General features: G+C 60.6%; 27 protein-coding genes and 1 pseudogene. 13 read left to right on the plus strand and 15 right to left on the minus strand.

Features of this window, described 5'->3' with window-relative positions; genetic code table 11:
• The first annotated feature begins 122 nt into the window (after nucleotides 1–122).
• Nucleotides 123–656, plus strand: a complete 534-nt coding sequence (locus tag AC0L3C_RS14340; RefSeq protein ID WP_473260396.1) for an HdeA/HdeB family chaperone — start codon at nucleotides 123–125, stop codon at nucleotides 654–656.
• A gap of 211 nt (nucleotides 657–867) precedes the next feature.
• On the opposite strand, the gene AC0L3C_RS14345 is transcribed toward AC0L3C_RS14340, so the two are convergent.
• The 9 genes from AC0L3C_RS14345 to AC0L3C_RS14385 all read right to left on the minus strand — a co-directional run bounded on the left by AC0L3C_RS14345 (nucleotide 868) and on the right by AC0L3C_RS14385 (nucleotide 9,280).
• Nucleotides 868–1,920: a SphA family protein gene (locus AC0L3C_RS14345; protein ID WP_473408284.1), complete on the minus strand. Its 1,053-nt coding sequence runs from the start codon at nucleotides 1,918–1,920 to the stop codon at nucleotides 868–870.
• Nucleotides 1,921–2,140: 220 nt separating this feature from the next.
• Nucleotides 2,141–2,905: an outer membrane protein gene (locus tag AC0L3C_RS14350; protein ID WP_473408285.1), complete on the minus strand. Its 765-nt coding sequence runs from the start codon at nucleotides 2,903–2,905 to the stop codon at nucleotides 2,141–2,143.
• 245 nt (nucleotides 2,906–3,150) lie between these two features.
• Nucleotides 3,151–3,345 (minus strand): hypothetical protein, encoded by a 195-nt coding sequence (locus AC0L3C_RS14355; protein WP_473260390.1) that lies wholly within the window; start codon nucleotides 3,343–3,345, stop codon nucleotides 3,151–3,153.
• Nucleotides 3,346–3,871: 526 nt separating this feature from the next.
• Nucleotides 3,872–4,243, minus strand: a complete 372-nt coding sequence (locus AC0L3C_RS14360; protein WP_473260387.1) for a hypothetical protein — start codon at nucleotides 4,241–4,243, stop codon at nucleotides 3,872–3,874.
• A 330-nt stretch (nucleotides 4,244–4,573) separates the two neighbouring features.
• Nucleotides 4,574–4,885 (minus strand): TackOD1 domain-containing metal-binding protein, encoded by a 312-nt coding sequence (locus tag AC0L3C_RS14365; protein ID WP_473260385.1) that lies wholly within the window; start codon nucleotides 4,883–4,885, stop codon nucleotides 4,574–4,576.
• Nucleotides 4,886–4,903: 18 nt separating this feature from the next.
• Nucleotides 4,904–5,956, minus strand: coding sequence for an HlyD family secretion protein (locus AC0L3C_RS14370; protein ID WP_473260383.1), 1,053 nt, complete (start codon nucleotides 5,954–5,956; stop codon nucleotides 4,904–4,906).
• Nucleotides 5,953–7,218, minus strand: a complete 1,266-nt coding sequence (locus AC0L3C_RS14375; protein WP_473408286.1) for a glycosyltransferase family 2 protein — start codon at nucleotides 7,216–7,218, stop codon at nucleotides 5,953–5,955. The genes AC0L3C_RS14370 and AC0L3C_RS14375 overlap by 4 nt, the downstream gene beginning before the upstream one ends.
• 799 nt (nucleotides 7,219–8,017) lie before the next feature.
• Entirely contained in the window at nucleotides 8,018–8,476 is a 459-nt protein-coding gene (locus AC0L3C_RS14380) for a hypothetical protein (protein WP_473279896.1), read from the minus strand.
• 270 nt (nucleotides 8,477–8,746) lie between these two features.
• Nucleotides 8,747–9,280, minus strand: a complete 534-nt coding sequence (locus AC0L3C_RS14385) for a GNAT family N-acetyltransferase (RefSeq protein WP_473408287.1) — start codon at nucleotides 9,278–9,280, stop codon at nucleotides 8,747–8,749.
• 265 nt (nucleotides 9,281–9,545) lie between these two features.
• Here AC0L3C_RS14385 and AC0L3C_RS14390 point away from each other — a divergent pair, with 265 nt between their 5' ends.
• The 4 genes from AC0L3C_RS14390 to fabI are packed head-to-tail and all read left to right on the plus strand — an operon-like array spanning nucleotide 9,546 to nucleotide 14,762.
• A complete protein-coding gene (locus AC0L3C_RS14390; RefSeq protein WP_473279900.1) occupies nucleotides 9,546–11,771 on the plus strand; it encodes a DUF3141 domain-containing protein in 2,226 nt (741 codons plus the stop codon).
• A gap of 23 nt (nucleotides 11,772–11,794) precedes the next feature.
• Entirely contained in the window at nucleotides 11,795–12,757 is a 963-nt protein-coding gene (locus AC0L3C_RS14395) for a phosphate acetyltransferase (RefSeq protein ID WP_473408288.1), read from the plus strand.
• Between the two features lie 5 nt (nucleotides 12,758–12,762).
• A complete protein-coding gene (locus tag AC0L3C_RS14400; RefSeq protein ID WP_473260370.1) occupies nucleotides 12,763–13,977 on the plus strand; it encodes an acetate/propionate family kinase in 1,215 nt (404 codons plus the stop codon).
• Nucleotides 13,974–14,762, plus strand: coding sequence for an enoyl-ACP reductase FabI (gene fabI / locus AC0L3C_RS14405; RefSeq protein WP_473279904.1), 789 nt, complete (start codon nucleotides 13,974–13,976; stop codon nucleotides 14,760–14,762). Before AC0L3C_RS14400 ends, fabI begins: the two co-directional genes overlap by 4 nt.
• A gap of 17 nt (nucleotides 14,763–14,779) precedes the next feature.
• Here fabI and AC0L3C_RS14410 read toward each other — a convergent pair whose 3' ends face one another.
• From AC0L3C_RS14410 to AC0L3C_RS14430, 5 genes are all read right to left on the minus strand, one after another.
• On the minus strand, nucleotides 14,780–15,238 hold the full coding sequence (locus AC0L3C_RS14410) for a MaoC family dehydratase (RefSeq protein ID WP_473279906.1): 459 nt from the start codon (nucleotides 15,236–15,238) through the stop codon (nucleotides 14,780–14,782).
• 11 nt (nucleotides 15,239–15,249) lie between these two features.
• Nucleotides 15,250–15,900, minus strand: a complete 651-nt coding sequence (locus AC0L3C_RS14415; protein ID WP_473260363.1) for a 3-oxoacid CoA-transferase subunit B — start codon at nucleotides 15,898–15,900, stop codon at nucleotides 15,250–15,252.
• 4 nt (nucleotides 15,901–15,904) lie between these two features.
• Entirely contained in the window at nucleotides 15,905–16,552 is a 648-nt protein-coding gene (locus AC0L3C_RS14420; RefSeq protein WP_473260361.1) for a CoA transferase subunit A, read from the minus strand.
• 89 nt (nucleotides 16,553–16,641) lie between these two features.
• Nucleotides 16,642–17,235 carry a hypothetical protein gene (locus tag AC0L3C_RS14425; RefSeq protein ID WP_473279908.1) on the minus strand — a complete coding sequence of 198 codons (594 nt, stop codon included), beginning with the start codon at nucleotides 17,233–17,235 and terminating at the stop codon, nucleotides 16,642–16,644.
• Complete coding sequence (locus AC0L3C_RS14430; RefSeq protein WP_473408289.1) at nucleotides 17,232–18,158, minus strand: alpha/beta fold hydrolase; 927 nt, start codon at nucleotides 18,156–18,158, stop codon at nucleotides 17,232–17,234. The genes AC0L3C_RS14425 and AC0L3C_RS14430 overlap by 4 nt, the downstream gene beginning before the upstream one ends.
• Nucleotides 18,159–18,292: 134 nt before the next feature.
• Between AC0L3C_RS14430 and AC0L3C_RS14435 the strand changes: the two genes are divergently transcribed.
• From AC0L3C_RS14435 to AC0L3C_RS14450, 4 genes and pseudogenes are all read left to right on the plus strand, one after another.
• Entirely contained in the window at nucleotides 18,293–20,800 is a 2,508-nt protein-coding gene (locus AC0L3C_RS14435; RefSeq protein WP_473408290.1) for an alpha/beta hydrolase, read from the plus strand.
• Nucleotides 20,801–20,809: 9 nt separating this feature from the next.
• Nucleotides 20,810–21,673 carry an alpha/beta fold hydrolase gene (locus AC0L3C_RS14440; RefSeq protein WP_473260352.1) on the plus strand — a complete coding sequence of 288 codons (864 nt, stop codon included), beginning with the start codon at nucleotides 20,810–20,812 and terminating at the stop codon, nucleotides 21,671–21,673.
• Nucleotides 21,674–21,690: 17 nt separating this feature from the next.
• Entirely contained in the window at nucleotides 21,691–22,041 is a 351-nt protein-coding gene (locus tag AC0L3C_RS14445) for a phasin (protein ID WP_473260350.1), read from the plus strand.
• 1 nt (nucleotide 22,042) lies between these two features.
• Nucleotides 22,043–22,270 (plus strand): annotated as a pseudogene (locus AC0L3C_RS14450) (RES domain-containing protein); the annotation flags it as partial.
• Nucleotides 22,271–22,758: 488 nt separating this feature from the next.
• Here the strand turns inward: AC0L3C_RS14450 and AC0L3C_RS14455 are convergent.
• Nucleotides 22,759–23,739 (minus strand): LysR family transcriptional regulator, encoded by a 981-nt coding sequence (locus AC0L3C_RS14455; protein ID WP_473279914.1) that lies wholly within the window; start codon nucleotides 23,737–23,739, stop codon nucleotides 22,759–22,761.
• 102 nt (nucleotides 23,740–23,841) lie between these two features.
• On the opposite strand from AC0L3C_RS14455, the gene AC0L3C_RS14460 reads away from it, so the two are divergent.
• The 4 genes from AC0L3C_RS14460 to AC0L3C_RS14475 are packed head-to-tail and all read left to right on the plus strand — an operon-like array spanning nucleotide 23,842 to nucleotide 26,882.
• Nucleotides 23,842–24,786, plus strand: coding sequence for a ketopantoate reductase family protein (locus AC0L3C_RS14460; protein ID WP_473260345.1), 945 nt, complete (start codon nucleotides 23,842–23,844; stop codon nucleotides 24,784–24,786).
• 4 nt (nucleotides 24,787–24,790) lie between these two features.
• Nucleotides 24,791–25,177 (plus strand): VOC family protein, encoded by a 387-nt coding sequence (locus AC0L3C_RS14465; RefSeq protein ID WP_473279918.1) that lies wholly within the window; start codon nucleotides 24,791–24,793, stop codon nucleotides 25,175–25,177.
• A gap of 11 nt (nucleotides 25,178–25,188) precedes the next feature.
• Nucleotides 25,189–25,659, plus strand: coding sequence for a MaoC family dehydratase (locus AC0L3C_RS14470; RefSeq protein ID WP_473408291.1), 471 nt, complete (start codon nucleotides 25,189–25,191; stop codon nucleotides 25,657–25,659).
• Nucleotides 25,656–26,882: a CaiB/BaiF CoA transferase family protein gene (locus AC0L3C_RS14475; protein WP_473408292.1), complete on the plus strand. Its 1,227-nt coding sequence runs from the start codon at nucleotides 25,656–25,658 to the stop codon at nucleotides 26,880–26,882. The genes AC0L3C_RS14470 and AC0L3C_RS14475 overlap by 4 nt, the downstream gene beginning before the upstream one ends.
• Nucleotide 26,883 lies beyond the last annotated feature (1 nt).

Consider the following 26,883-nt stretch of genomic DNA (forward strand, 5'->3'; position numbering starts at 1 on the left):
TTGATCTAGATCAAATCGAGCACTTGCCACTATGGTGACTACTCTCGGGAGCCGCGGGATGCCGGTCCTGTGAAAGCAAATCGCGATTAGTCTGTCGGTCACTCGTTACGGGAGTCATCACAATGAGGTGCAGGTTCAGTATCGTTACGTTCGTCCTAATCGCCTCAGCGTTCGCCACTGAGGCGCTTGCCACGACGGCCGATATTCGCAGCATCACCTGTAGTGAATATCTCGCCATGCCGGCTACGCCGTCGAGCAAATTTTCGGCTTGGATGACCGGCTGGTTTAGTTATGAAAGTCGGAGGACGTTTGTAGATTTTGACCTGCATCGGGCAAATGTCACAAACGTAAGAGGGTGGTGCCAGTCCAACCCGAATGCCAGCGTGATGGTAGGACTGGAAAAATCGATAGGCGTAACTGCGGTGCCTAACGCTACGCTGGATTTTAACAAGATCACCTGCGGAACTTGGTTGGCATACGGTCCGGCGGATCAAGATTTTGTAAGATACTTCATGAGCGGCTACTATAACGCAGCAGCAAGCAACAGTGTATTGGACTACGAGCGCCTGCAGAGGAACTCCAGCGCGGTCGTCGCATATTGCAAGAAGAACAAATCCCGCACTCTACCAACGGCCATTCAGAATAGAGCTAGTTAGCTGGGCCAGTCTCCCGCCGCTTGCGAGCAACAGAGCGCGCCCTGTATTGGTTTGGCTCCTGTTGATGGCCGTCAGCCGAGTAGCGGCGCATTTCATCGAGGTTCGCTCAGTGACGCATGTCGGACAAGATTTGCGAAGGTTGGAGTTCTTCGCAGTTTCTCTCCTTTGATACTTCGACCGACCGCAGCCGACCTTCCAGTTCGGAAGAGGTTTATCTCACAACCAAATGCTTCCTGGGCGCGACGGCGGCAGGCGCGGACGGGGAAATAGTGAACGTCAGCCAGGTGTTCCATCCCGACGGACGGTTGGCTGCACCAAATTCGCCGTATCCCCTTAGACCAAGAGAGCCCTGCATATCTCCGATCGGGAAGCTGTACCCGATTTGCGGACCGAGGCCGAAAACGCGTGATCTAAAGCCACCGAGGATCGGGTTTTGGCCGGAGTCGTCGGTGATTTGCTGATAGGCGTATCCAGCAAGGCCGACGAAAAGCTGCTTGGTGAGGTAGTGCGATGCGCCCCAGTCGAAGTGGAAATTGATGCCGCTCTGGTACTGGGTGTCCGGATTCCTGAAATTGTAGGTGAGGCCGACGACGCCCGAGATTTCGTTTCCTGCCGCCGGGTTGAAGTAGGTATAGGCGCCTCCAATGTCGATCGCGCCATGACCGAGCCCGGTATTAGGGATCCGCGTCAGATCGTAATCGCCGACGGGAATATTGCCTGTGACGTAAGCCATGTAATTGTGGACGCCATCGTTCCAAAACACCTCCGCGAATGGCGCGAGGTCGCCGTATGAGACAAGCGAGCCTTCGAGCGTCCCAGTGCGCGTCACCACAATCGGTCCAGCCATCGCTGTCAGTGTTCCAGCGAGACTGGCGGCGGCTCTGCCGTATTGGCCGGACATGCCCACGACCAACTGACCGCCAAGCACCGTCGCCGCGAAAGTATACGATGGCGCGAGGGCGACTAGATCAGTCCGTCCGCTCAGACCCAGATTCAAACTGACGTTGACATTGGCGGGGATTCTGCTGGCTTGGATCTGTTTGGCCACAGCAGCGCTCCCCGAGGCGGCGACGCTGGAATGGTAATCGATGACACTGAGCGCCCAGCCCGGTGTCTGCTGCACGGCGGCGAGACTTGCAAACTGGCCCGGAAACCAGAATGAGCTACCCCCCTGGTCGGCATACGAAACATCAGTGCAAAGCACGAGTACAGCAATCGCGGCCGCATGGTTGATGACACAGTCTTCCGGTTTGTTTGATCTCATTTGCAAACTCTGGGCAGACGGCATTCACTACTAGGCACAAGCAACGTCCAAATGCGCGACAGAATGGTAACAGCTCGGGACATTTGCCTTAGGACGATGACGCAGTCGCAGCCCTCTCAAGGTGCTTGCGCTGGAGATGTTCGGCTTCTTGAGCGCCAAGATTTCATAAGCACAAAAAAGCCCCGGCATGCCGGGGCTTTGGTTTGGCAGGGTGAGTGCATTAATATCTGGCCGCGACCGGTGCGCCGTATCCACCGAAACGGTAATTCAACCGAAGCGTGACCATGTCCACATCCTGGCTGACCCCGCTGCCGGTGAGGACGAACCCTCCGGGAGTGACTACGCCTGCGAAGCCGGCATTATCACGCCCCATCCAGAGATGGTCGTATTCGATACCGAACGACCAATTGGGCGTGAAGCCGTACTCCCAGCCGACGCCAAGGGCGCCGCCCCAGCGTGTGTGCCCTGCCGATGCCAAGCCGACCCCGGTGACGTTGTTGAATATGTCGAACCGATTGCGCGTCACGGCGGCGCCGCCCTTCACGTAGAACAACGAGGCGTTCCATGCCCAGCCGAGCTGCGCCGTGAAGAGTCCGATGGCGTCAATCTTACCGGTTGTCGAAATCAGCGGGTCGATCAGACTGACGCGCGTATTCTTGATTTCTGCCCAATCTCCCTGCGCTTCCAGGCCGAGCACAAACTGATTGGTTTGCCAGCGGTACCCGATCTGTCCGCCAGCGAGGCCGCCGGAGCGATCGGCGCAACCACCTGCGACCGTCCCTGCTGGCGTGACGAAATCCACACAGCCGTGGCTTTGTCCCCAACCGCCGTTGGCGCCGATGTAGAACCCGGTCCAATCATAGATCGGCGCGATCACCGGGGGCGGGGCCTTGACGTAAGGTTTCGCAGCCAGATCAGCCGCTGACGCGGGTGCCGCCATGCTCACCGCCAGCAAGGCGATGCCACTCAACCAAATCTTCTTCATTCTTTTTGCTCCATCCACGTTTCACCCTAACGATGCCGGCTCTTTTCTTGGCAGTCCGGCATTCCATCTCGAAGCTAGCTGAGCCGACTGGAATTCGGTGTGCTTGCGCGGCAACAGCTGGGAAAATTGAGCAATTTGCTCGCTTCAGTTGTGTCAGGAATATTGACCAGTCAACTGGCCGCCTGAAATTTTCCGCGATGGGGCAAGGGCGCTTGGTCTCATCCCCGCACCCTTATCCTGACATCCTAGGCCCCGCGCCAGACGTGCAACACGCCTTCGCGGAAGCCGCCGACGAACTGATCAGATGCGTCCGCTGGCAGAATTTCGCCGAGATCGTCAAACGAGCCGCTCACCATGGTGGCAAGCTCGTGCGCCGAAGCATGCTCTGCCCAGCGGCGACCCAACTCCAACCCTCGTTGCCGTTCTGCCTCTGTGTCCATAGTCCTGGACCATCCCCGCGTCCGTGGCCCCGGCGAAGCTGATGCCGCGCCGGGGCCTGTACGATCTCGCCAATCCTGGAAGCTTGGGGGCTAGAAAGAATCGGCAAGGCGCGCTCTAGACAAGCAGATGCGCAGCGCTTGGCCAGTGCACTTTGTGCCAATGGGTGAATGCCCCGGCCGGCAATAGCTTTTCGGGCTGTCGGGATAACAGGCTGATCAAGGCTCGTTATCCGAAACAGCCAGTGCGATTCAATGTGCCTGAGAGCCACAGAGGTGTTCGCGGCGGCGGGCTCGTCGAGCCATCTGCAGACTTCGATCGAGGTTGCCTGGTAGCGTCTGGTCTTTGAAGCACGGAGTTAGGTTCGTTGTCGGGATGGCTCTCTCAGTCATTAATGGCGGCGCGTCCAACTTGGCATTGGGGCGGACAAGCCGCGCAAATCCGACCAGACGCCTCGCGCGTGATCAACCAGCTCCTCGGGCAGACGAACTGCCCGCTTCCACGAGCGCTAGTGTCCGCTTGAGAGCCTTAGTAGCCGTTCGGGCAAATCCAGTTTCCGTAGGCATCGTATCCGCAGCCGCCTCTGTAGTACGCGCCCGCTGCAGCGGCGCCGACTGCCGCAGCGCCTACAGCGGCTGCGCCGTAGCGGTAGCCTCGGTAGGCGCCGTAGCCGCCTCGATAGCCATAGCGTCCGCCGCGCACAGCAACTGCACCGCCTCGATAGCCTCGAACGGCCACGGCTCCGCCGCGGTAGCCGCCCGCTCGCATCGCGCCGCCGCCGTGATAGCCTCCGGCTCGCACGCCTCCACCACCACGACGGGCGAAGGCTTCGTCAGAATGCAAACTAGCTACAAGCAGCGCGGTCGCGGCTGAAGCTGCAATAAGGACTTGGCGGAGCATGGCATTCTCCTTCTGGAGCAAGAGCCGCAGCGCGCTGATGCGGCCGCGACCTTCCTGAAGTGCAATGCAGATGGCACCATCGCCGATTGACGCAGATCAAACATCTCTGTTCATCTATGTTAACTCGAGCGTTCTGGCAGGATGCAAGAGCGCTCAGGGAACACATCCACTTACGAGTGCAGACCCGAGCCTAGAAATCTATAGATCCACAAGGCGCGGAGGAATTCCGGCAACAAGTTGCCGCAACAAGTGCTGCGCTTCCTGCCAAGACCGAGGCCATGCGTAATTGTCTGGGAGTTCGCTTCCGATGGGCCAGCACCATCGGCCGAACTAGTCATTCGGCAGCGAGCGTCTAACAAGTTCAATCGCTAATACTTGCAAGCCAGCCGGAGCACACGCCGGGGAAACCACCATCTCAACCCGACATCGGGTGCAGCGCGCGCTAGTCCCCACGATCTCGCATGCTGGGTCAGCTGGCACGATGCCCCGGCAGCACTTCGGGCACGTATATCCCGCGATCTTTGGCATGAAGTCATACTCCGGACCAACATAGGCGCAGATCATGTGGTGGAATACTGGAAACAATTCTAGCGCGGAGGAGCCGCAAGCCGGGCAACCCGTTTGGTTCGCTTCGACCTGCATGCTGCACCTCGCTCCCTCTCACAACTCATCGAGCCCGAATAGTCGCACCAGCATGGAAGCGATCCGCGCGCTCAGTTGTGTGTAGTGCATGTGAACGTCGACGGCCGAGTTCAGCGCCGGGGGATGCGCGCCTGGGCTGAACCGAATTCGCGCGATTTGCGAGGCGGTACGCTCGCGCGCCGCCGACGAGCCCGCTCCGGGGTATACATCTGACACCGGCAGGATTTCAATGATCTCGCCCAGAATTCGCCGGTTGCCGAACAGCACAAAGACTTCGTTGCCGACTTTTGGATCGGACAGGCGTTCGTTAGGAACGTACCAGTCGACAAAGACATCCGTGGGGTCGAGAATTTCTGCAATCGGAGTGCCCGCCACGAGGGATTGACCGGCGCGCGCAGGATTGTTCGCGACGATGCCAGCTATGGGCGCGAAGACTCTCCCGTCTGCAAAGCTGCTTTCAACCTTTTCGAGGCGATCACCGAGTTGCCGGCTGAATTCGTCGAGAGCGGCCAACTGAGTGCTGGCTTCAGCGGCTTCCGCCTCCTGCGAGACCACGGCTTTGTTCGCCAGGGCGCGCTCCCGGGACATGTCTATGCGGTAATTCAGGCTCGCGGCCGACGAGTTTGCGATAAGTTCGACAGCTTCCTCTGCAAGCCGCAGATGTGAGCGCGCCGCGTCGAGAGATTCGCGCGCAACCCGGGCCTTGACACGCAAGTCCGCTCTGCGGCCGGCGATGTCCGCGAGCGAGCGCATATAGGTGGCGACAATTTCATCGTGCTGCGGAGACCGAACCCTTCCGATTTCTTCGCCGGCCTTGACCGACGCACCTCTCAGCACGGTGATGCTGTTGATCTGCACGATGTAAGGCAGTGAAATCAAATATCTCGGTGAGGACACGCTGCCCGGGCCGCCGAGATAAAGAATTGGCCTCCCGAAATAGACGACAAAGAATGCGAGTATGCCGAATACGATCGTCGCATAGGCGGCGCGGACAGCCCGTCCGGCCGCGCGCCGACGGCTCTCGATGGGGTCGGGGATATGGGGATCGAGCCGTGTTAGGGTGATGGTCATTTGGCCACTTCCTTCGTCCGATCGCCGAACAGTGCGCGGCGAACGCGCGGCGGCACGAAATCATCGTTCCGCGACGAGGCAAAGATGATTTCCGAAGAGTAGGAAAAGAACCGGGCGCACTTCAGATAGACACCCTGGTAAAAGGGAAAGATCAGAGCCATCTTCCAGCCAAACGTTCCGACGGATCGATGGAAGAGGGCGAACACAAGTGCCGTATTGAAGACCGAGATCCAGAGGAGCAGCACGTAGATCGCCGAGAGAAACAACACGGCATCCGAGCCGAACAACAGCACAATGTAGGCCAAGTAGAACGGCAGGCTGAGCGTCGGAACGAGATCGAAGACGATGAAATCCAGCCGTTGGATTGTGTCCGGTAAACGTTCCAGCGGATGGCGAAAACTCAGCTCGCCATACATCATGAAGCGGATGCGCAGAGCATCGCGATCCCAGCGCGCGCGCTGGCGCAACAGACTTATGCCGCTTGCGGGGCCGGCTGTTTCCGCCCAGGCGTCGGACACGAACCGAATGACATAGCCGAGTCTGCGGAGCCGCAAGGTGTACTCCATATCCTCTCCCGGGCCGACGTCGAGCCCGCCCTGCCGCGCAAAAATATCCCGGCGATACATGGAACAGGCGCCGGACAGACACGCTATCGCATCGACCGCGTCGAGGATCGACCGCCCCGCGGTGATCGACACCAGGTATTCGACGCTTTGAAGCCCTGTCCATATCGAGTCGCGTTCGTTGCTGATCGCGATGCTGCAACTTGCGCCGGCGACGAGCGGGTCGCCGAACGCAGCCGCGAGGCGCTCAACCGCGTTTGGTTCGAAGACAGTGTCGGCATCTACGGTCAAGAGTAGATCGCCGCGGGCAAACCGTGCTGCAGCGTTGATGGCAGCGCTGCGGCCGCAGCGGGTCCCATGGCAGATGACCATGTCAACCAGGCCCTGCGCTCTCGCCCGCTCCGCGACCGCGCGTGTCGCGTCCGTGGAGCCGTCGTCGACGACGATGATTTCGACAGGTCGCAGGGTTTGCCGGCGCAGCGAGTTGATCGAAGGAGCAAGCCCGGAGCCGCCGTTGAATGTCGGGATAATCACGCTTACCGTCGCTTGGCAAACCGTCCCACTGGCGCTTCGCCGCTTCGAGCTGAACAGAGCAAGAGACACCAGCGATAAGGTGTAGCGGGGGATGTCGAATATCAGCAGCGAGAAGGCGAGTAGAAATAGACTCGTTCCGGCGAGCACTTCCACCATTTCGGACATGCCGGCCACCTCCGCTACGACAGGACCACTCCGAGCATCCGACCAAACAAGGCGCGCAAGGCAATTATCAGACGGGAAAATGAAGACGATCGCGTTGATGGTCGAGTGGTAAATTGCGTAAACATTTGCGTTTTGTGTCTGCGTTATTCACCTGCATCGTCGGCTTCGGCAGTTGACGATAACCGGCTCTCGAAGGCTGATTGTTGGCGTGCCGGCATCAGTGTTGCGGTTGGAGTTGTTCCCGGTTCGATAAATCCCACAAGGCGACCGGTCCGTCCAACCTTTCAGGCGCAAGACGGCCCCAGTCTGGAAAGACTGAGGCCGGTGGGGGGCGTCGATGTACCGTTGGGGTCGGTACTCTAGAATTCTAATCGCGACACACCAATTTGCGTATTGTCCTTGAGGACAACCAATCAGCACGTCGTCCCTCTCACACATCTGCGGACCGCCCGACGGGTATGCCGGACGGTCGTCCGTGCCACGCACACGCCGTTGATACGTGTCCTACCGACGCCGCAGGCAGCAGCGACTTCCGTAATCAGGCTTTCGGGCTGTGCAATCGGGGCAGGCGTCATCGCCTGAGCCGATACTGCGAAGAAGAAGGCGAACGTGGCAATTCCGAGCGACTTGATCATATCGAGCTCCCTGGAAGCGCCCAACCGCCCGGCCGGCGCGGCGGAGCGATGGACGCGACTCCCTCAAACTGATACCCGCTCCTGTCAGAGAATTGAGATAGATCAAAGCGACTTCAGTGACTTGCCATGCGGCCATCGCTGCAGGCCGAGACGCGGGCTTAGGACTATGACCGGAAGAAGACTGCAGAGTCCAAATAGCAGCGCGCAAATATCGTCTGTAACTGCGCACCGCGAAGGAAGATTGTGTGGGGCGACAAACCACCTCGGCCTGAGATCCAACTCCGAACTGGAGCCGGGTACATCGAATAGATCATCCGTGTAGCTTCTCGATTTGTAATATGGCGTCCGCCGACGCCGAGATCCCAAGCTGCGTGGAAAGCAAGGTTTGCCCGTTCCGTCACGCAAACTCTATCTGATGGGATCTTTGCTAACACGATCGTGCAGGCGGACGCGCAGAGGCCATCGATAATCACAGTCTGGCCAGTCTCATTCAACTCGTCATATCGATCAAGGTAACGTTGAATCAAGCCACCACGGTCGTTGGCAATTCTCACGACTGCGTGGCTCTCGCCAGCGCATGCAAACATACAGGCCGAAGCGAGTAGCAGAGTAAAGGGTTTCATAATGTGCCTCTTCGACTGCGACATCAGCAAGGTTCATGACCGCCCGTGCGCGAGAGAACCCGCGGCTTGGCGATGCGCGAGACCGTGTTTTGTGGTGGTAAGTCCGGTATTCTCGGACCCGCCTTAAAGCAACACGTTGCTCGTGCGGGCGGCCCACGCTTTCCGTAACGCCGACGGATGCATCTCGCGGCATGATCCTGCTGGAGTTCTTGTGGTCTCTGAACCAGCGTTGAGTTTGAGCGCGGGCCCGAACCATGTACCGCTCATCGATCACCGCCCCTCTTTGCCCAGGCGTAGCGCCAAATGCATCGTCTGGGGGTCGCGGTTCCCGTCCGGCTTAAAGCCGAACTTGCCGAGCACCGCCAGCATCGACTTGTTCTCGGGCAGGACCTCTGCCGTGAATTCACGCAATCCGGCGTTGCAGCCGATCTCGCCAAGATGGCGCATTAAGATGGAGCCGATGCCTCGGCCCTGCCAAGCGTCGATGACGACGAAGGCCAACTCGGCTCGTCCGGGCTCAAACACGAGGTATCGAGCGCCTCCGACAATCATTGTCCGCTCGGGCTGCCCGACTTCGCACACCAGCGCGACGTGATTCATGAAGTCGACATCCATGAAGAACGCGCGCTCCTTGTCCGAGAAATGACGCTTGATCCCAAAAAAACGGCGCTGCAACGACTGCTTGCTGGTCTGATCCAGCGCGTCGAGGACAGCCGTCTCGTCGGCCGGCCGCAACGCTCGGATTTCGGCCGTGCTGCCGTCCCGCAAGTGTTCCGTCACGCTGTATTTGGCGATGTCCGACATGCGGATCTCGGCTCGGCGGCCGGAAAACACGTCGGCCTGAGGCTCGTCTATGAATGGGGCGGTCGGTTGCCCGTTTGATTTGAATCAAGGGGCCCCGCAAAAAAAGCGGGCGGCCTGAATCTCGGCGGTCAGCTCGACACATTCCGGCGGGATGATCGACGTGACACGAATGGGTCGGCGTACTCGCCGTCCAGCATTGACCTATATCAATGGCCTGCTGTTGCGGCGGGCCTTGGATGCATTCATACGACATTGAGGTCGGAGCATGCAGATGGAAGTGCCTGGATCGCCCGGTGGTCCGATGTCCGGCCTCGTCGCCTCCGCGGTTGAATACATGGTCGACGCGGGACAACGGAGCATACTCTTTCTCGATGTGATGCGCCGGCGCGGCGACCAATATCGGGAGCACGTCGCCCAAACCGCGCCACACGTTCTGCAATATGCGGCCGAACTGATCATCGATGGCCGCAAGCTGGACGAACCCGTCAATTACGCGCTTGTCCGCATCGTCCCGCCAGCCGGCGTCGAGATCGATCCCACGCGGCGGCCGTTCATCGTGATTGATCCACGCGCCGGGCACGGTCCAGGCATCGGCGGGTTCAAGGCCGACAGCGAGATCGGCGTCGCGATGAAGGCGGGACATCCCTGTTACTTCATCGGCTTCCTTCCGGAGCCCGTGCCGGGTCAGACTATCGAGCGCATCGCGCGTGCCGAGGCGCTGTTCATCGAGAAGGTGATCAGCCGTCATCCGGAAGCTGACGGGAAACCCTGCGTCATAGGCAATTGCCAAGCCGGCTGGGCGGTCATGATCCTGGCTTCGGTTCGGCCCGAACTGTTCGGCCCACTGATCATCGCAGGAGCCCCGCTCGCGTACTGGGCGGGCGTGCATGGCCAAAACCCGATGCGATATTCGGGCGGCCTGCTGGGCGGAAGCTGGCTAACTGCGCTCGTTAGCGATCTCGGCGGCGGGAAGTTCGATGGTGCCTGGCTGGTCCAGAACTTCGAAGGCCAAAACCCGTCGAACACGCTCTGGACCAAGCAGTACAATGTCTATTCGAAGGTCGATACCGAAGCCGATCGCTACCTGGAGTTCGAGCGCTGGTGGGGTGGGCACGTCAATCTCAACGCCGAGGAGATTCAGTTCATTGTCGACGAACTCTTCGTTGGCAACAACTTGGCCGCCGGCAATATCACCCTGGCCGACGGGCAGAAGGTAGACCTGCGCAACATCACTTCGCCGATCGTGGTGTTCTGCTCCAAGGGCGACAACATCACTCCACCACAGCAGGCGCTGGGTTGGATCCTCGAATGCTACGCCGACGTGGACGATATCAGGGCCTATGGGCAGACGATCGTCTATACGGTTCACGAGAGCGTCGGCCATCTAGGCATCTTCGTCTCGGGCGGCGTCGCCAAGAAGGAGCACTCCGAATTTTCCACCAACATCGATCTGATTGATGTACTACCGCCCGGCCTTTACGAAGCGACGTTCGAAGCCAAGGACGAGGAAACCACCAGTTCCGATCTCGTTGTTGGCCAATGGGTGATGCGCTGCGAGGCCCGAACGCTAGAGGATATTCGTGCCATGGGCGGCAATTCGCCTGAGGACGAGCGGCGCTTTGCCGCGGCCAAACGCGTGTCCGAGCTTAATCTTGCCGCCTACCGCAAGTTCGTGCAGCCCTGGATCAAGGGCATGGTGGCGCCGCAGACGGCGGAGATGATGCGCAATCTGCATCCGCTACGGACGCAGTATGAGGCGTTCAGCAGCCAAAATCCGTGGATGAAAGCCGTGAAGTCGGCAGCGGAAGGGCTGGAAGAGAACCGCAAGCCGGTTTCGAACGACAATCCGTTCCTGGCGTTTCAGGAGCAGGTCTCCGAGCAGATCGTTCATGCGCTGGACAGCTGGCGCGATTCGCAGGAAGCGATGAGCGAGGCGATCTTCCTCAACCTCTACGGCTCGCCGGCGCTACAGGCGGCGGTCGGCATAGATCCGAAAGCTGAACCGTCGCGCCGGCGCGAGATGCCGGCCGAACGCCGTGCGATGCTCGACAAACGGATCGCCGAGCTCCGATCCAGGATTGGCGAAGGCGGGCTTCGCGAGGCGGCCATCCGTGCCCTGCTTTATGTCGGCTCGGCGAGAGGAATGGTGGACGAGCGCAGCATCGAGGCGCTACGACAGGCTCGTCGCGACGACAGCGGAGCGCGATTAACGCTTGCCGAATTCAAGATGCTGGTTCGCGAGCAGTTCTTCATGCTGTTGCTCGATCGCGAGGCGGCGCTGGCCGTTATCCCGAAGATGCTTCCCGAAGATGTCAATCTACGCCGCGCGGCTTTCACGAAGATGAGCGAGGTGCTGTCGGCCAGCGAGGACATCACAGGCGAGCGCGCCAGCCGCCTGCAGCGTGTCGCACAGCTGTTCGGTCTCGACGCCGAAACGTCGGGGAGGGCGTCGAATGTTGCCCCTTTCGACCCCAAGGCGAAGGCCTCGTAACACTGTCTGGAAGGAACCGGCTCATGTCAGCCGACACGTCGCAGGCGCAGTCCCCGAGCAAGTACGACCGTCTGATCGCGGCCGCGCAGGCCGTGCCTGCGGCCCCAACTATCGTCGTGCATCCCTGCGATGAAAGCTCATTGCGCGGCGCTGTCGATAGTGCACAGGCCGGCATTATCCGGCCGCTCCTGGTCGGACCTGAAGGGAAGATCCGGGATACGGCCGCCAGGCACGGTCTCGACATCGCGGGCTTCGAGCTTGTTGACGCAGCACATAGCGATGAAGCCGCTGCAAAGGCGGTAGAGCTGATCCACGCCGGCCGAGGTGAGCTGTTAATGAAAGGCAGCTTGCACACCGACGAATTGATGCGCGCCGTCACCGCGAAGGCCGGGGGCTTGCGTACCGATCGGCGTATCAGCCATGTCTTCGTGATGGACGTGCCGGCCTATGCCGAGACCATCTTCGTGACGGACGCGGCCATCAACATCTTCCCTGATCTGGACGCCAAACGCGACATCATCCAGAACGCGATCGATCTGTACGTGGAAGCTGGATTCGGCAGGTCGCCGCGCGTGGCAATCCTGTCAGCAGTTGAAACTGTGACCTCGAAAATTCCGTCTACGATCGAGGCGGCAGCACTCTGCAAGATGGCGGACCGCGGGCAGATCACCGGAGGGATTCTCGATGGACCGCTGGCTTTCGACAACGCCATCGACGTGGAGGCGGCGCGCATCAAGGGGATCAAGTCCGAGGTCGCCGGTCGCGCTCAGATCCTCGTCGTTCCGGACCTGGAGGCCGGGAACATGCTGGCAAAGAATCTCGCCTATTTCGCCAAGGCGGACGGCGCGGGCATCGTGCTCGGAGCCCGGGTCCCGGTCGTCCTGACCTCACGCGCGGATTCGGCGCGTGCGCGGATGGCCTCGTGCGCGGTCGCAGCGCTGTATGCCCATGCCCGGCGCCGGCGTGCTCCAACGATTGCCGCGTGAACGCCATGGACACCATCCTTGTGGTCAACGCCGGCTCCTCCAGCGTCAAGTTCCAAGTCTACTCGATCGAGGGCGAAGGAATACTGCGGCGACAGCTGAAAGGGCAGATGGATGGGATCGGCAGCCGCCCGCGTTTGCGCGCGAGTGGCTCCACCGGCGATTCGGTGGCGGATCGGGCCTATCCGATCGAGGCGGTGCCGGATGTTCCAGCCGCGATGGACATTGCCGGCGCCTGGTTGCGGGACGAGCAACGCATTCATCCGATCGCGGTCGGTCATCGCGTCGTTCACGGCGGCCCGGACTACGATCGGCCGATCCAGCTCGATCATGGTGTCGTGACCCGGCTGGAGCGGTTCATCGCGCTCGCGCCGCTGCATCAACCCCATAATCTGGCGCCGATCCGCTCGATTCTCGGCAATTTCCCGGAGCTTCCGCAGGTCGCCTGTTTCGATACTGCATTTCACCGAACGCATAGCGCGGTGGCCGATCATTATGCGATCCCGCATCAGCTTTATGCCGAGGGCGTGCGCCGCTACGGTTTTCACGGTCTCTCCTACGAATACATTGCGAGGACCTTGCCAAAGGTCGCGCCGAAAATCGCGAATGGGCGCGTGATCGTTGCTCACCTTGGAAGCGGCGCCTCGATGTGCGCTCTCAGCGCGGGACGAAGCGTCGAAAGCACCATGGGCTTCACCGCTCTCGACGGGCTTCCGATGGGAACCCGCCCTGGTCAGATCGACCCCGGGGTGGTGCTCTATCTCATTTCGGAGAAGGGGATGTCAGCCTCCAACATCCAGAATTTCCTTTACCGCGATTGCGGCTTGAAGGGGCTATCCGGCGTCAGCAACGATATGCGGGAGCTGGAGGGCAGTGAGGATCCGAGAGCCAGACTGGCGATCGAATATTTCAGCTATCGCATAGGCCTCAATGCGGGGATGCTTGCCGCAGCGCTGCAGGGGCTGGACGCGTTTGTGTTCACAGCCGGCATCGGCGAAAATTCCGCAACAATTCGCGCGCATGTCGCCGGCCAGCTCGCGTGGCTGGGCGTCACCCTCAATCAAGCCGAGAATACGCGCCACTCACAGCTGATCTCGGGTCCCGACAGTCGCATTCCAGTCTATGTGGTGCCGACCGACGAGGAGCTGATGATCGCGCAGCACACTTTGTCAGTGCTGATGAACAGAACATCGACCAATCAACGACAGGAGAGGGCATCATGATTCCCGTATTTCCGGATACCAAGATTGCCCTGAAGGGGAAAAAAGGCCTCGTCGTGGGCATCGCCAACGACCAGTCGATCGCATGGGGATGCGCCAAGGCCTTTCGTGCGCTTGGTGCCGATCTAGCCGTCACTTACCTGAACGACCGCGCGAAGAAGCACGTCGAGCCTCTTGCCCAGGCACTTGAGGCGTCTATTTTCATGCCACTCGATGTCATGACGGAGGGGCAGACCGAAGAAGTATTTGCCCGGGTCGAGAGGGACTGGGGCCAGCTCGATTTCCTGCTGCACTCGATCGCGTTCTCACCGAAGGAAGCCTTGCACGGACGTGTGGTGGACGTCGGTCGCGACGGCTTCCTGAAGACGATGGAGGTCTCCTGCTGGTCCTTCATGCGCATGGCGCATCTGGCCGAGCCGCTGATGAAGAACGGCGGCACCATGTTCACGATGACCTATTACGGCAGCCAGATGGTGGTGGAGAATTACAACGTGATGGGTGTAGCCAAGGCTGCGCTCGAGGCCTCGGTGCGCTACATCGCCGCCGAGCTTGGCCCAAAGGGTATCCGCGTGCACGCCATTTCGCCCGGACCGCTGGCCACGCGCGCGGCATCAGGCATTCCCGAATTCGACGAACTGATGGACAAGGCGCAATCCAAGGCGCCCTCGCGCAGTCTCGTCAGCATTGACGACGTCGGCAATGCCACGGCATTTCTCGCGCTCGACGGGGCCAAGCTCATTACGGGAAGCGTTCTCTATATTGATGGCGGTTATCACATCATCGACTGAGGAGGACGGGACGCGGCTCAGCGATAGTGCAGGGCGATCAACTCGGCGACGCAGGCCGGTCGTTTGCCGCCTTCGATCTCGATGACCAGATGATAGTTCACGCGCAGCCCATCGGGAGGCACGTCCTCCGTCTCAGCAACACTGACGCGGCCGCGCAGCTTCGAACCCGCCGGGACCGGTGAAAGGTACCTGATCCTGTCGGCGCCGTAGTTCAGGGTATTGCGGAGGCCTTTCAACCCCATTACAGAGCGGATGAACATCGGCGCCAACGCCAGAGACAACATACCGTGGGCGATCGTGGTGCCGCCGGGCATTTCCGTCCTTGCGCGCTCCTGGTCGACATGGATCCACTGCCCATCGCAGGTCGCCTCCGCAAACTTGTTGATCCGGTCCTGCGTGACCTCGATCCAGTCGCTGGCGCCGATTTCGGTGCCGACCGCGGATCTTATCTCATCGAAATCGCCGAATATCCGCATGTCCATCACCTTCAGATCATCATCTCCGGGACATGGTCGCCGACGAGCAGGTCGGCTTCCGTCGCAGCCATCACTTCGCCGATCGTGACGCCCGGCGCGGTCTCAAGAAGCGTCGCCCTGCCGTCGGCAAAGCCGATCACAGCCAAGTCGGTGACGACCAGATTCACCGGCCGCGCCGAGGTCAGCGGCAAGCTGCATTTCGCAACAATCTTCGACTTGCCCTTTGCTGCGTGCTGCATGGCGACGATGACCCGCTTCGCGCCGCTGACGAGATCCATGGCGCCGCCCATGCCAGGAACCATCTTGCCCGGGATCATCCAGTTGGCGAGATGGCCATGGGAATCGACCTGAAGGCCGCCAAGCACCGTGACGTCGACATGGCCGCCGCGGATCAATCCGAACGACATCGCGCTGTCGAAGGTCGAGGCCCCGGGCAGCGCGCTGATCGGGCGCCCCCCTGCGTCCGTGAGCGTCGGATGCGCCAGGCCTTGCTCGGGGATAGGCCCTGTTCCGATCAGGCCGTTTTCCGACTGGAAGAATACCTTCAGGTCCGCTGGAACGTAGTTCGCGACCAGCGTCGGGATGCCGATGCCGAGATTGACGAGGTCGCCGCTCCGAAGCTCCTTGGCGACGCGCCGGGCGATGATGATTTGCGGATCCATGTCGTCACCCGTTTGTAATGAGGTAGTCGACGAGCGGCGCCGGGGTCACGACGTGGTCGGGCGCGATCACGCCGACTGGCACAATGTTCTCCGCCGTGACGATCACGGTGTCGGCGGCCATTGCCATGACTGGATTGAAGTTGCGCGAAGTCAGTGCGTACGCCAAGTTGCCGAGGTAGTCGGCAAGGAAGGCGTGCACCAGCGCGAACTGTGCACGCAAGGCTGTCTCAAGCAAAAAAGGCTTTCCGTCGACTTCGATCTCGCGCTTGCCCTGCGCAACCAGCGTGCCGACGCCGGTTGGCGTCAAAATTCCACCCAGCCCGCATCCCCCCGCACGAATGCGCTCGACGAAGGTTCCCTGGGGTACTAGGTCAACGTCGATCTGGCTTGCGAGCATCTGTTGCTGTGCCTTCGCATTGAGACCGATATGCGTTGCGGTCAATCGCGCGACCAGCGCAGCATCGAACAGCTTGCCGACGCCCTTGCCGGGGATCGCCGCGTCATTGCAGATCAGCGACAGGCCGCCCTTCTTCTGCCGCACCACCTCGTCGAGCAGGCGCTCCGGTGTTCCGACACCCATGAATCCGCCGACCATGACGCTCGCGCCGACCGGGATCATTGCGACGGCTTCTTCGAGGGAAATGGCCTTCATGAGGGAGAACTCCGGTCGGCGGGTGCAGGCGGTCAATGAATGCTGGAGGGCGGAAGTCGCGCTGCTTTGATCTGCGTCAAGGCTCTCCATCATTCGCGGACGATTCCCACGCTCGCGAGCGTGTCGTGCCAGAGCTTGCGCAGTTCGGTGTGTCGGCTTTCCAGGACTGTGCTGACGGTGCCTCGGAAGGGAAACAGGTCGGGACCTTTCAGGAATAGGATCTGCGCCTGCAACAGACGCCCGCTCTCGAACTCGATGCGGCGCAACGCCATCACGAAGGGGTCATTCGGGTTTGCCTCAAGCGGTAGTAACGCCGCTGGCCGGATCCCGGCGTGAACGGCATGCGCGAGCGTGGCGAGGTGGACTGCTTGCCAAAGAGAGCGATCGGCGATGCCTTCGTTCGGCGTCGGAAGCCAGGCGGCCTCCCAAGATATGGCCATATAGCCCAGAGCGAGATCCGGCACCCATGTGGTTGCGCGCATCAGAAGTGAGACTATCTCGCTCTCTCGGTAGAACTGAGCATTCAATTCTGTTTGCCAGCCGGCTTCGAACTTCGCCGGCAGGGCGAGGGCGAATTGCCTTGCGAGAGCGCCATGGGCCGAGATCAGGAAAGCGGCGACGCGGGTCTGCTGGCCGTGCGGCACGCGGCCTTCGGAGTCGAGTGGTCCGAGAAGTCCACTCATGCCCGGGTCCTCTGGACGGGGATGGCACGCAGATGGTCGTAGCCGGCGGGAAATGGAGTGAGCTCACCACCAGGATCTTCGGGCGCAATCCAGACCGCCTTGTTGCCTTGCCAGCGTCCGGCCAGCACGTCATCGGCGAAGCGCGCGAGCAGGTCGGCTGTGAGCGCGCCCTTCTCCAACGTGAAAGCGTGATAGGCCCCCGGGATGATTACGAGCGCGCTGTTGGGAATTTCGACCCGCAGGGTCTCGTGTAGGGCACGCGGCGTTAGGAAGTCGAACTCTCCGTTCAGGATCATGGTCGGAACGGCGATCGAGGCGAGTTGCGGCGTCAGCGGCTGGAAGTCGAGGAACGACTCCATCAGGTTCTGCAGCGCGTAGAGGTCATTGACCAGCCAGCCCCGCCGCTTGACACCGTCGAGCTTATCCAACAGCGGCTTCAACCATTCATCGGACAGATTCATCGGCAGCAGCAGATCCTGGAGATAGCCAGTTCCACCCAGAATTAGGCCGGTGCGTAATGCGCTGCCGATCAGGAGAAGTTGAGGCGAAAGCTCGGCAAAACAACTCATTGGCACCAGACCTGAGAGGCGCGCCCCATGCTCGATCGCGTAGCGCAGCGCGATCAGGCCGCCGAAGCTAATTCCACTGAGGAAGACTGGACCTTCGCCGAGCATCTCGATCAGGCGATGCAGCGCAAGGACATGGTCGTCCTGGTTGATGAAAAGCGTAGGCTTGTCGGAGGCGCCCTGGCCGAGCAGATCGAATGTCGCAACGCGAAATCCCCGTGCGACGAGCGCGTCGCGATAAGCGGTCCACAGTTCGGAATATTGAGTCAGTCCGTTGACCAACACGTAGGCCGGGGCCGTCACAGGACCGTCGAGCTCATACCGGATCCGGTAGGAGCCGTGGGTGAGGAATGGCATCGTGGCGACCCGGCATGCAATTCGGTGCCAAGACACTCGCGCGGGCAGTGCGAATTCCCTTGCGCTAGATCAAAGGTCGCGCCGCCTCCGCTCCTAGCGTTTGGCAAAATCAAAGCCCGCCGGAGGAATTCGCCATGATCGGGAGACAAGTCATGCGGCGATATCTCATCAGCCTGCTGTTGCTATTGATCGGGACATCGCTCGCGGTTGCGCAGCCCTTCACGCGCCGCTCGTCGCAGATGCAGCATGACGGGCTGAAGAAGACCTATGAGATCGCGAATTTCCGACTTGGCGGCAAGTACGATCTCGCCGATCCCTCGAAGTGGGAGAATGGCGGCGAGGGCGGCGTCACGCTCGAATCGCTCGGCGCCGGGAAATTGCACACCGCCTATATCGCGGTCGGTACGCCGCGGCGCAACGCCGCCGGCGAGATCACCAATGCCGTCGTCATCAACTCGTATTATTCCGGCGACGCCACCGACATGTACGAGCAGTGGGTCAAAGGAGCTGCCTTGTCAGGCACCGTGCCAATTATTGGCCCGGGCCGGCCGATCGATACGGACCGCTACTATGTCATCATGGTCGATCCGCTCGGAACCTGGGGCGCCAGCAAACCGTCGGATGGTCTCGGCGTAAGGTTTCCGCAGTACAGCTACTATGACATGGTTCAGGCCAATTACCGGATGCTGCGCGACGGGCTGAAGGTCGCGCGCGTTGCGCTGGTGTCAGGCGTTTCCATGGGCGGCACGCAGACCTATGTCTGGGGCGTGATGCATCCCGAATATATCGGCGCACTGATGCCGATCGGTGGCACCACGCAGTCGGATGGGGAAGATCCCGTCGGCAACTGGACATTCCAGATGATGACCGCGGCGATCGAATCCGATGCGGTGTGGCAGGAAACGAAAGGTGATTATTACAAGCTGCCCAAGGAGAAGCATCCGATGCCGGGCGTGGCGTTCGGCTGGTCGATCCTCGGCATGACCGGCTATGACTTTGCGTTCCGTACGACCCAGAATTGGGGCGCCGTCCAGCCCGAAATCTTTTATTGGGACCCCCCGAACGAAAAGGCGGCCTTGAACGTCGTCAACCGTGCCAAGCTTTACGATGCGGTCGACCTGGTCTGGCGCAACCGTGTCGGCGAAACGCATAACATCAACCCCTATCTCGGCCGCATTCAAGCGCGAACGCTGGTGATGCACATCACGAATGACCTGTGGCTGAACTTCAAGTTGGCTCAGAAGGCAGTCGATCGCGTGCCTGGTGCGGACCTTATTGCTCAGGAAAGCCCGGTCGCCCATTATGGTGTGTTTCCGATCATCAACCAGCGCAAGAATGACCCGAAGTTCGTTGCCTTCATGGATGATGTGGCGAGCCTCGACCGCGCGCAGAAATTCGTTGACAAGAATTATCGCGTGCCCGGCGTCGCCGAGAGCATCGACCCTAAGAAATCGTTCTGGAAAGAGTTCGTGACGTATCCCTATCCGGTCAAGTACGCCAATGCCAAAGACAAGGGCGGCAATTCCTGGCAGATCGGCTACATGGATGAATATGCCGGCACGGAGAAGGATCCGAAGATCCTTGTGATCGTCCATGGCAAAGGCGCGTTCGGCGGGCACTACGGCAACATCATGCAATATGCGCTGCGTAGCGGCTTGCGCGTGATCGTGCCCGACCTGCCGCACTACGGTATGTCCGGACCCGGCAATCTCGAGAAGAGTCCGGCGCGCACCATGCAGGACATGCGCGAGGTCATCTACGATCTCGTCGTCAACCAGCTCGGCGTCAAGAAGGCGTATTATCTCGGCCATTCGCTCGGCGGGCAGTTCGTGATGGGTTATGCCCTGACCTGGCCGGATGCAGTGCAGGGCCTCGCGCTGGAGGCGCCGTCCGGCCTCGAAGAATATCCGCGTGAGATCACCATCGCCAAGGGCAAGAAGGCACCGCTGTTTGATCCGGCCTTCGATCATGACTTCGACAAGTGGAAGGCGACCTGGGATCAGACCGGCATTCTGGCGGCCGAGAAGGCACGCGACGAGCAAAACATCCGCGACTTCTTCTATTTCAAGAAACGCGACCCTGAGACAGGTGCGGTCTCTGCGGCGAAGAGTGGCTATTTCTTCAGCGACAGTGAATACGCCCGGCTCCACACAGAGCAGCGCGTCGGACTGACCAAGGGCAATCCGAAGGAGCTCGAGCAGTGGTGCAACGTGTTCATCTACGACGTCTACACGATCGGAGCGGAGCTCCAGCAGGATGATCCGAAGAACCTGTACGAGCGGCTCACGCAGATCAAGGCTCCGATCTTCCTCGCCTTCGGCGACAAGGAGCCGTTCATCCCGACGCCCGCATTCAATGGGCTGACGGATCTCGGACGCGATGCCATCACGCCCTTCATGACACGCATGACCAATGCGGGCAATCGGCCGATCCTCAAGATTTATCCGGAGACCGGGCACTTTATCCACACGGACAACCCGGTTGAATACCCGGTAGATGTCGTGGATTTCGTGACGCGCGGAAGCGTCGACACGTCATCGCCGGTCGGGACCGATCGTATGATCAAGGGCTCGGTGGTTTCTGCTTTGCCGGTGGCACCGACGCCGGCCGGCGCCGCGCCCACTGCCGGCCTGAACAAGTAGGACCGGTCCATGCCGAGGGTGCAGGCGGGCGAAGTCGAGCTGGGCTGGCGAGAGTGGGGACGAGGCGACGTCACTGTCGTCTTCATCCACGGCAATCTCGCCAGCAAGGACTGGATCGAGCTCGCCGCCCCGCTGTTTCCTTCTGGTCTTCGCGTCATCGGCATCGACTGGCGCGGTTGCGGCGACAGCGACCGGCCGAAGCCTGCGGTCGATTACACCAACTACACGATGCTGCAGCACGCAAAGGACATGCTGGCTGCGCTCGACACTCTGGATATCAACTATTGCCATCTTGCAACGCATTCGACCGGCGGCATCATTGCGGCCCGTATGCTGCTGATGCAACCGCGCCGTTTCGGACGGGTGTTCGCGCTTGATCCGGTTACGCCGCTGGGCATGGCCTTCAATACCGATCAGATCGGACTGTTTCGGGCCATGATGGCGAGCAAAGAGTTGACCCGTTCGGTGATGGCGACCGCGGCCTCATCCCTGTTTATCCCAGAGAGCATGGCGCCGAATAAGGTCCCGCAATTCCGTCCAGGGGGCGCGGACATCCAGGCGCTGTTCGAGCGGATCATCGAACAAAGCTTCGGCGTCTCCGAAGGCATCTGGATCGGGACACCCGTCAATCTCACGCGCGAGCGGGAGAGCCGGGAATTGGAGAGCCGCATGCCCGAGATCGGGCATTCGCATCTGGTATTGTGGGGGGAACGGGACGGCTGGATCCCCCCCGCCGATCTTCATGCGATGGCCGCGGCAATGCCAGACTGTCGCCTCGTCGTGGTGCCCGGCATCGGACATTCGATGAACCTTGAAATGCCCGCGCTCTACGCCGGCTATTTTGGTGCGTGGTTCGGGGGACTTGCTGCGTAACAAGGAGGAATGACACCATGGCCGATAGCAATCCATCCGCAGCGGGTATCCGCACCATGCTCGCCGAGACGCTTCTTCGCCTGCGCAAGGCCAACGCCGAGTATTTCGAGCAGCTGGAAATGGGCTTAAGTGCCTCGAAGCTGCCGATTGCAAGCGGCGCTAAGGAGTTCTGCGGCTACATGCAGCGCAACGTCACCGCGACGTTCGACCTCGGCGACAAGCTCATGCAGGCCAAGGACATGAAGGACGCCCTCGAGATTCAATCTGATTTCTTTCAGGCGCAAATGAGATTGCTCACCGAGCAAACCAAAAGCATGGGCGAGTCTGCCATGAAGGCGGCGACCGAAGCGTTTGCACCGAAGAATTGAGCCACGCCCGTTGCGTTGGCTGCGACCGGGAATCCCAGGCGCAGGCCAGCAGGCGTTCGGGGATGCGCTCTTGGCCAAGCACAAATTCGTCGTGATCCCAGGTGTGGTGTCCAATCACAGCTGGAATTTAATCTTCGATCCGACCAGGGCGAAAGGCGCGTACCAGCTGCACCTTCAGGAAGCGTTCGCGCTCGATACGCGCCTTCATCCTACGACATCACCGCCCTAATCGGCCCCGTAGCAGCGACTGACCGCGTCTAGAGAGGCAGAACTACGAGTGCCAACCTTCGGAGGTCTGGCGGACCTCGACAGCGAGTAAAAACCGTCAATCCCACCAAACGGAATACTGGACGTCTCTAACTTTAGGCTAACCGGATTGCGGGAATGTTTCGATTCGGCCGTATATGCGGCAATTGATCCGAGAGACACCGCGCTGGCCGGCGGCTGAGCCCACCATCTGCTGCAGAATCAAACCGGATTGTTCGGCAGGGGTTCGATTCGCTCCCGCGCTACTACGGACCGTGATTTCATACGCCGAGCTACGATCGTCTACGATTTGGCACTCCAGATGGTAGCCCACTGAACATTCGCGTGAATTGGTCGGCAGCAACGACGCTGGGGGTAGCCTTACGTCTGCGACCAAGCGCGGCGCAAAGCGGGCGTCTAGCTTCGGTCATTTGGCCAGGAGGCCGAAAGCCGACCTCAGCAAGGGCTCCATTACGACTGCAAATCGCGAGGCTCTCGTTTCTTTGGTCGACCGGAACGATATAGACCCCGTACTTCCTGCTGTTGGAAAAGGTCGGCGCAGACGCCACGCAGCCATTGGCTTGCGGGGTCGTGATGGAAGCGGGCGTGCCAATATTGCTTCACCGTAAATCCGGCGATTGCCAGCGGGCAGTCGAGCACGCGCAGTCCGTAATAGTGAGCCAGCGTTTCACCAATGTGCCTTGGAAGGGTGGCGATCAGGTCAGTCGTCCCGACGATTGCAGGCAATCCCAAAAAGCCGGGTAGCTCCAGCCCAACGTCTAGGACTATTTTCTGCTCCTGCAGCGCGGCGGCGAGCAACTGATGCCCGGTGCCGGAGCGAATGAGGACGTGTGCCTCACGCCTGAAATCCTTTGCCGCGATGCGGTCGCGGATCCGAGCATGTTTCGCGTTCGCCAGGCAGACCCAATCCTGCGGAAACAGTGCCTGTTGGAAGTGTCCCGCGTCGAGATCCGAGATGTAGCCGAGCGCCAGATCGGCCTTGCCGGACTGCAGCATTCTTGGGGTGTCAGGGCCGATCTGTGTCGCCTCGATACGAACGCCGGGCGCAACGCGACGGACCTGAGCGAGAATGGAGGGAAGCAGCGTGACGTGACTTCCATCCGTCATGCAAATGGCGAAACGGCGTTTCGCGGTTGTCGGATCGAAGTCGCTGCGAAGCTCGGCCAGACGACGCAGCATCTCCAGCGCCTGCCTCGCGGTGCCGATCAGAGCCTCTGCGCGCGGCGTCGGCAGCATGCCGTCTGCTGACCGGACGAAGAGCGGATCGTCCAATTCCTTTCGCAGACGCGCCAGCCAGATCGAAATGGTCGGCTGACTTTGACCGAGCTTCTCGGCTGCCTTGGTGACGCTACCCGTTGCGAACAATGCGTCGAACAGCCTGAGCAGGCGCGGGTCCAGCAGGTTGGCCTCGATAGGATCCTGGTGCTTCATTGCGATTCACAATAACTGCTATAAAGTTCATAATATATCTAAATATCGAGCGGCCGGCTACCGTGCTTTCAACGCAGAGAAAGGCGCGGGAGAAGCGTTCGGATGAGGATCTGCTTTATCGGAGCGGGAGCCTTGGGCTCGACCATCGGCGGTACGCTGGCGCGCGGCGGGGCCGAGGTCTGGCTGATCGATCCGTTCCAGGCTCATGTCGACGCTATCAATGTCGATGGCCTACGGTTGCTCGAAGCGGGCGCCGAGACCGTTGTGAAGGTCACTGCGTGCAGTTCCGCGACCCAGGTTGGCGTAGAGGCGGACCTCGTCATTGTCCTCGTCAAATCCTACCACACGCGGGATGCCATCCGTGCCGCGGCGCCGATCATCGGGCCGCGGACGGTCGTGATGTCGCTTCAGAACGGTCTTGGTCACGAGGACATCCTGTCGGAGGAGGTTGGTCGTGACCGGGTCATGGCGGGCAAGACTTACGTCGGCGGCGTGCTGCTCGGCCCTGGTCATGTTCGTTCCGGGGTCATCGGCAAGGAGACCATCATCGGCGAGCTTGATGGTCGCTTGACGGAACGTGCGCATCGAATTTCCGAGACTTTTAATCGTGCCGGCATCCTCACCCTGCTCAGCGACAACATCTTGGGCACGATGTGGGACAAGTTGTTCATCAACGTCGCCGGAGGAGGAATTACCGCCGTTACCGGGCTGACCTATGGCGGCCTCTATTCGCTATCGATTCTGGAAGATTGTGCGCTTGCCGCAATCTCAGAGAGCATCGCGGTTGCGCAATCTGCTGGCGTGAAGATCTCGATTACCGACCCGCGACGCGCCTGGACGATGGCATCCGCTGGCCTGCCGCCCGAGTTCAAGACATCGATGCTGCAGAGCTTGCAGTCCGGCAATCTGACCGAGGTTGACTACATCCACGGCTCCGTCGTGCGTTGGGGCGCCAGGCTCAACGTGCCTACCCCGGTCAATTCCACCCTCGTCGCGCTGGTCAAGGGCATCGAATACGCCCGCAGCGACTATCCTGGAAAGTCCTGAGACGATGTCGTTGCCCCGCGCCTATGTCGAGCACGTCGCGATCCGTGTGCCGGACGTTGATCGTCACGTCGCCTTCTTTCGTGAGGTGCTTGGTCTCGCCATTCGCGACGAGCAACCCGCCGACGGTGCACGCCCGCGCCAGGTTTGGGTGGTCGGAAGCGTGCAACTCATCGAGGATCCAAATTTCGTCGGACCTGAGGGCCGTCTCGCCCATCTCGGCATCATGGTCGACGATTACGAAGGTGTGCTCACCCGTGCTGCCGCTTGGGGCGCCAAGGCGTTGCCCGCTGGGGCGAACTGGCTCGAACTGCCGGGCGGGCTCAACGTCGAGATCTTGCAAGCCAGCGCAGGCGCTGTGGAAGGCGCCTTGGCAATCAATCCACGGGCCTAAGGAAACGCGACATGACCGATGAGCGCTACTGGGACGATGCCAAGGTCGGTGACGAATGCGTCACGCCCTCGGTGACGGTCACCGAAGCAATGGTGAATGCCTACGCCGAACTGACGGGCGATTTCACGCCGGTCCATGTCGACGAGGAGTACGCGAAGACAACGCCGTTCGGCACCCGCGTCGCGCACGGGTTGTTTGGTCTGTCGCTGGCCGACGGTTTGAAGACCCGTGCCGACTACCGCTTCCTTCCGGGAATGTCGCTGGGCTGGACGTGGGATTTCAAGCTGCCGATCAAGCTCGGCGACACCGTGCACGTGAATTTCCGCGTCGGTTCAATGCGCACCACAAAGCGGGCCGGGTGGGGCATCGTTGTGCTGCCCTCGGAGCTGATTAATCAGCGCGGCGAAGTGGTGCAGCTCGGTGAGCATCGGCTGATGATTCCGATGCGCCCGAAGACCGCCGTCGCGGGAGAGCGCGCATGACCGCGCAAGATCTGCCGCTCAAAGGCATTCGCGTCATCGACTACAGTCATTTCCTGGCCGGCCCGTTCATGGGCCGTTGCCTCGCCGCGATGGGCGCGGAGGTCATCAAGGTGGAGCGTCCGAAGGGCGGCGACGCAGGCCGGGCTCATGGATATTTCAAGGACGGACAATCCGGCTATTTCCTGCAGCAGAATATGGGGAAGCAGGGACTTTGCATCGACCTGCGCGACGAGCGTGGTCTCGATATGATGATGAAGCTGGTCGACACAGCCGATGTTTTCATCGAGAATTACCGACCCGGCGCACTCGAACGTCTCGGGCTTGGTTACAAAGCGCTATCGGCCCGGAATCCGAAGTTGATCTATTGCTCGGTCTCCGCCTATGGTCACACCGGTCCCTATGCCGATCGTCCGGGCTTCGGCCTGATCGCAGAGGCGATGTCGGGGGCCCTGGCGCAATTGGGCAATCCCGGCGAAGCGCCGCCACTGCTGCGGATGCCGCTGGCCGACATGTATACCGGCATTCACGGGGTGGCTGCGATCAATGCGGCGCTAGTTGGCCGCGCGTCGTCCGGGCGCGGCCAACATATCGATCTGGCGCTGTACGATTGCATGGTCTCGATGCACGACTATGCGGTTCAGCGTTACTTCCTCTCCGGCGGCGCCGACCTGCCGAAGCAGACCGGCAGCGGACAGCCGGATTCGACGGTCTACGGCGTCTTTCCGGCCAAGGACGGCAATCTCGTCATTGCTGCGCAAGTCGATGATGCGTGGCGACGATTGGCGAGCTTGATTGGAGGGGACACGCTGGCGTCGGACGAGCGCTTCGCCAAGCCCGCTGCACGGAACGCCCATTATGCTGAAGCCATGGAGATTGTGCGCAATTGGACGCTATTGCAGCCGTCTCGAGATGCGTGTCTTGCGGCACTCGAGGAAGCAGGTGTGCCGTCCGCTCCCGTGCAGACCATCGAAGAGGTCGTCAATGATCCACAGGTCCACGCGCGCGGCATGCTGGTCGAACAGGAGCATCCGGTCCTCGGCAAGGTGACGCTGCCGAATCTGCCGTTCCGGTTCTCCGACTGCGACACCACGGTGCGCGCTCCGGCACCACTGCTTGGGCAGGACAATCGCCGCATCGCGGCATCGCTGGGACTGTCGGCCGAAGCCGTCGACGCGATGGTGCGCGACGGCGTGCTCTACAACGAAGCTGCCGTGCAGGAGTGAG

Source organism: Bradyrhizobium sp. WSM4872, assembly GCF_055811715.1.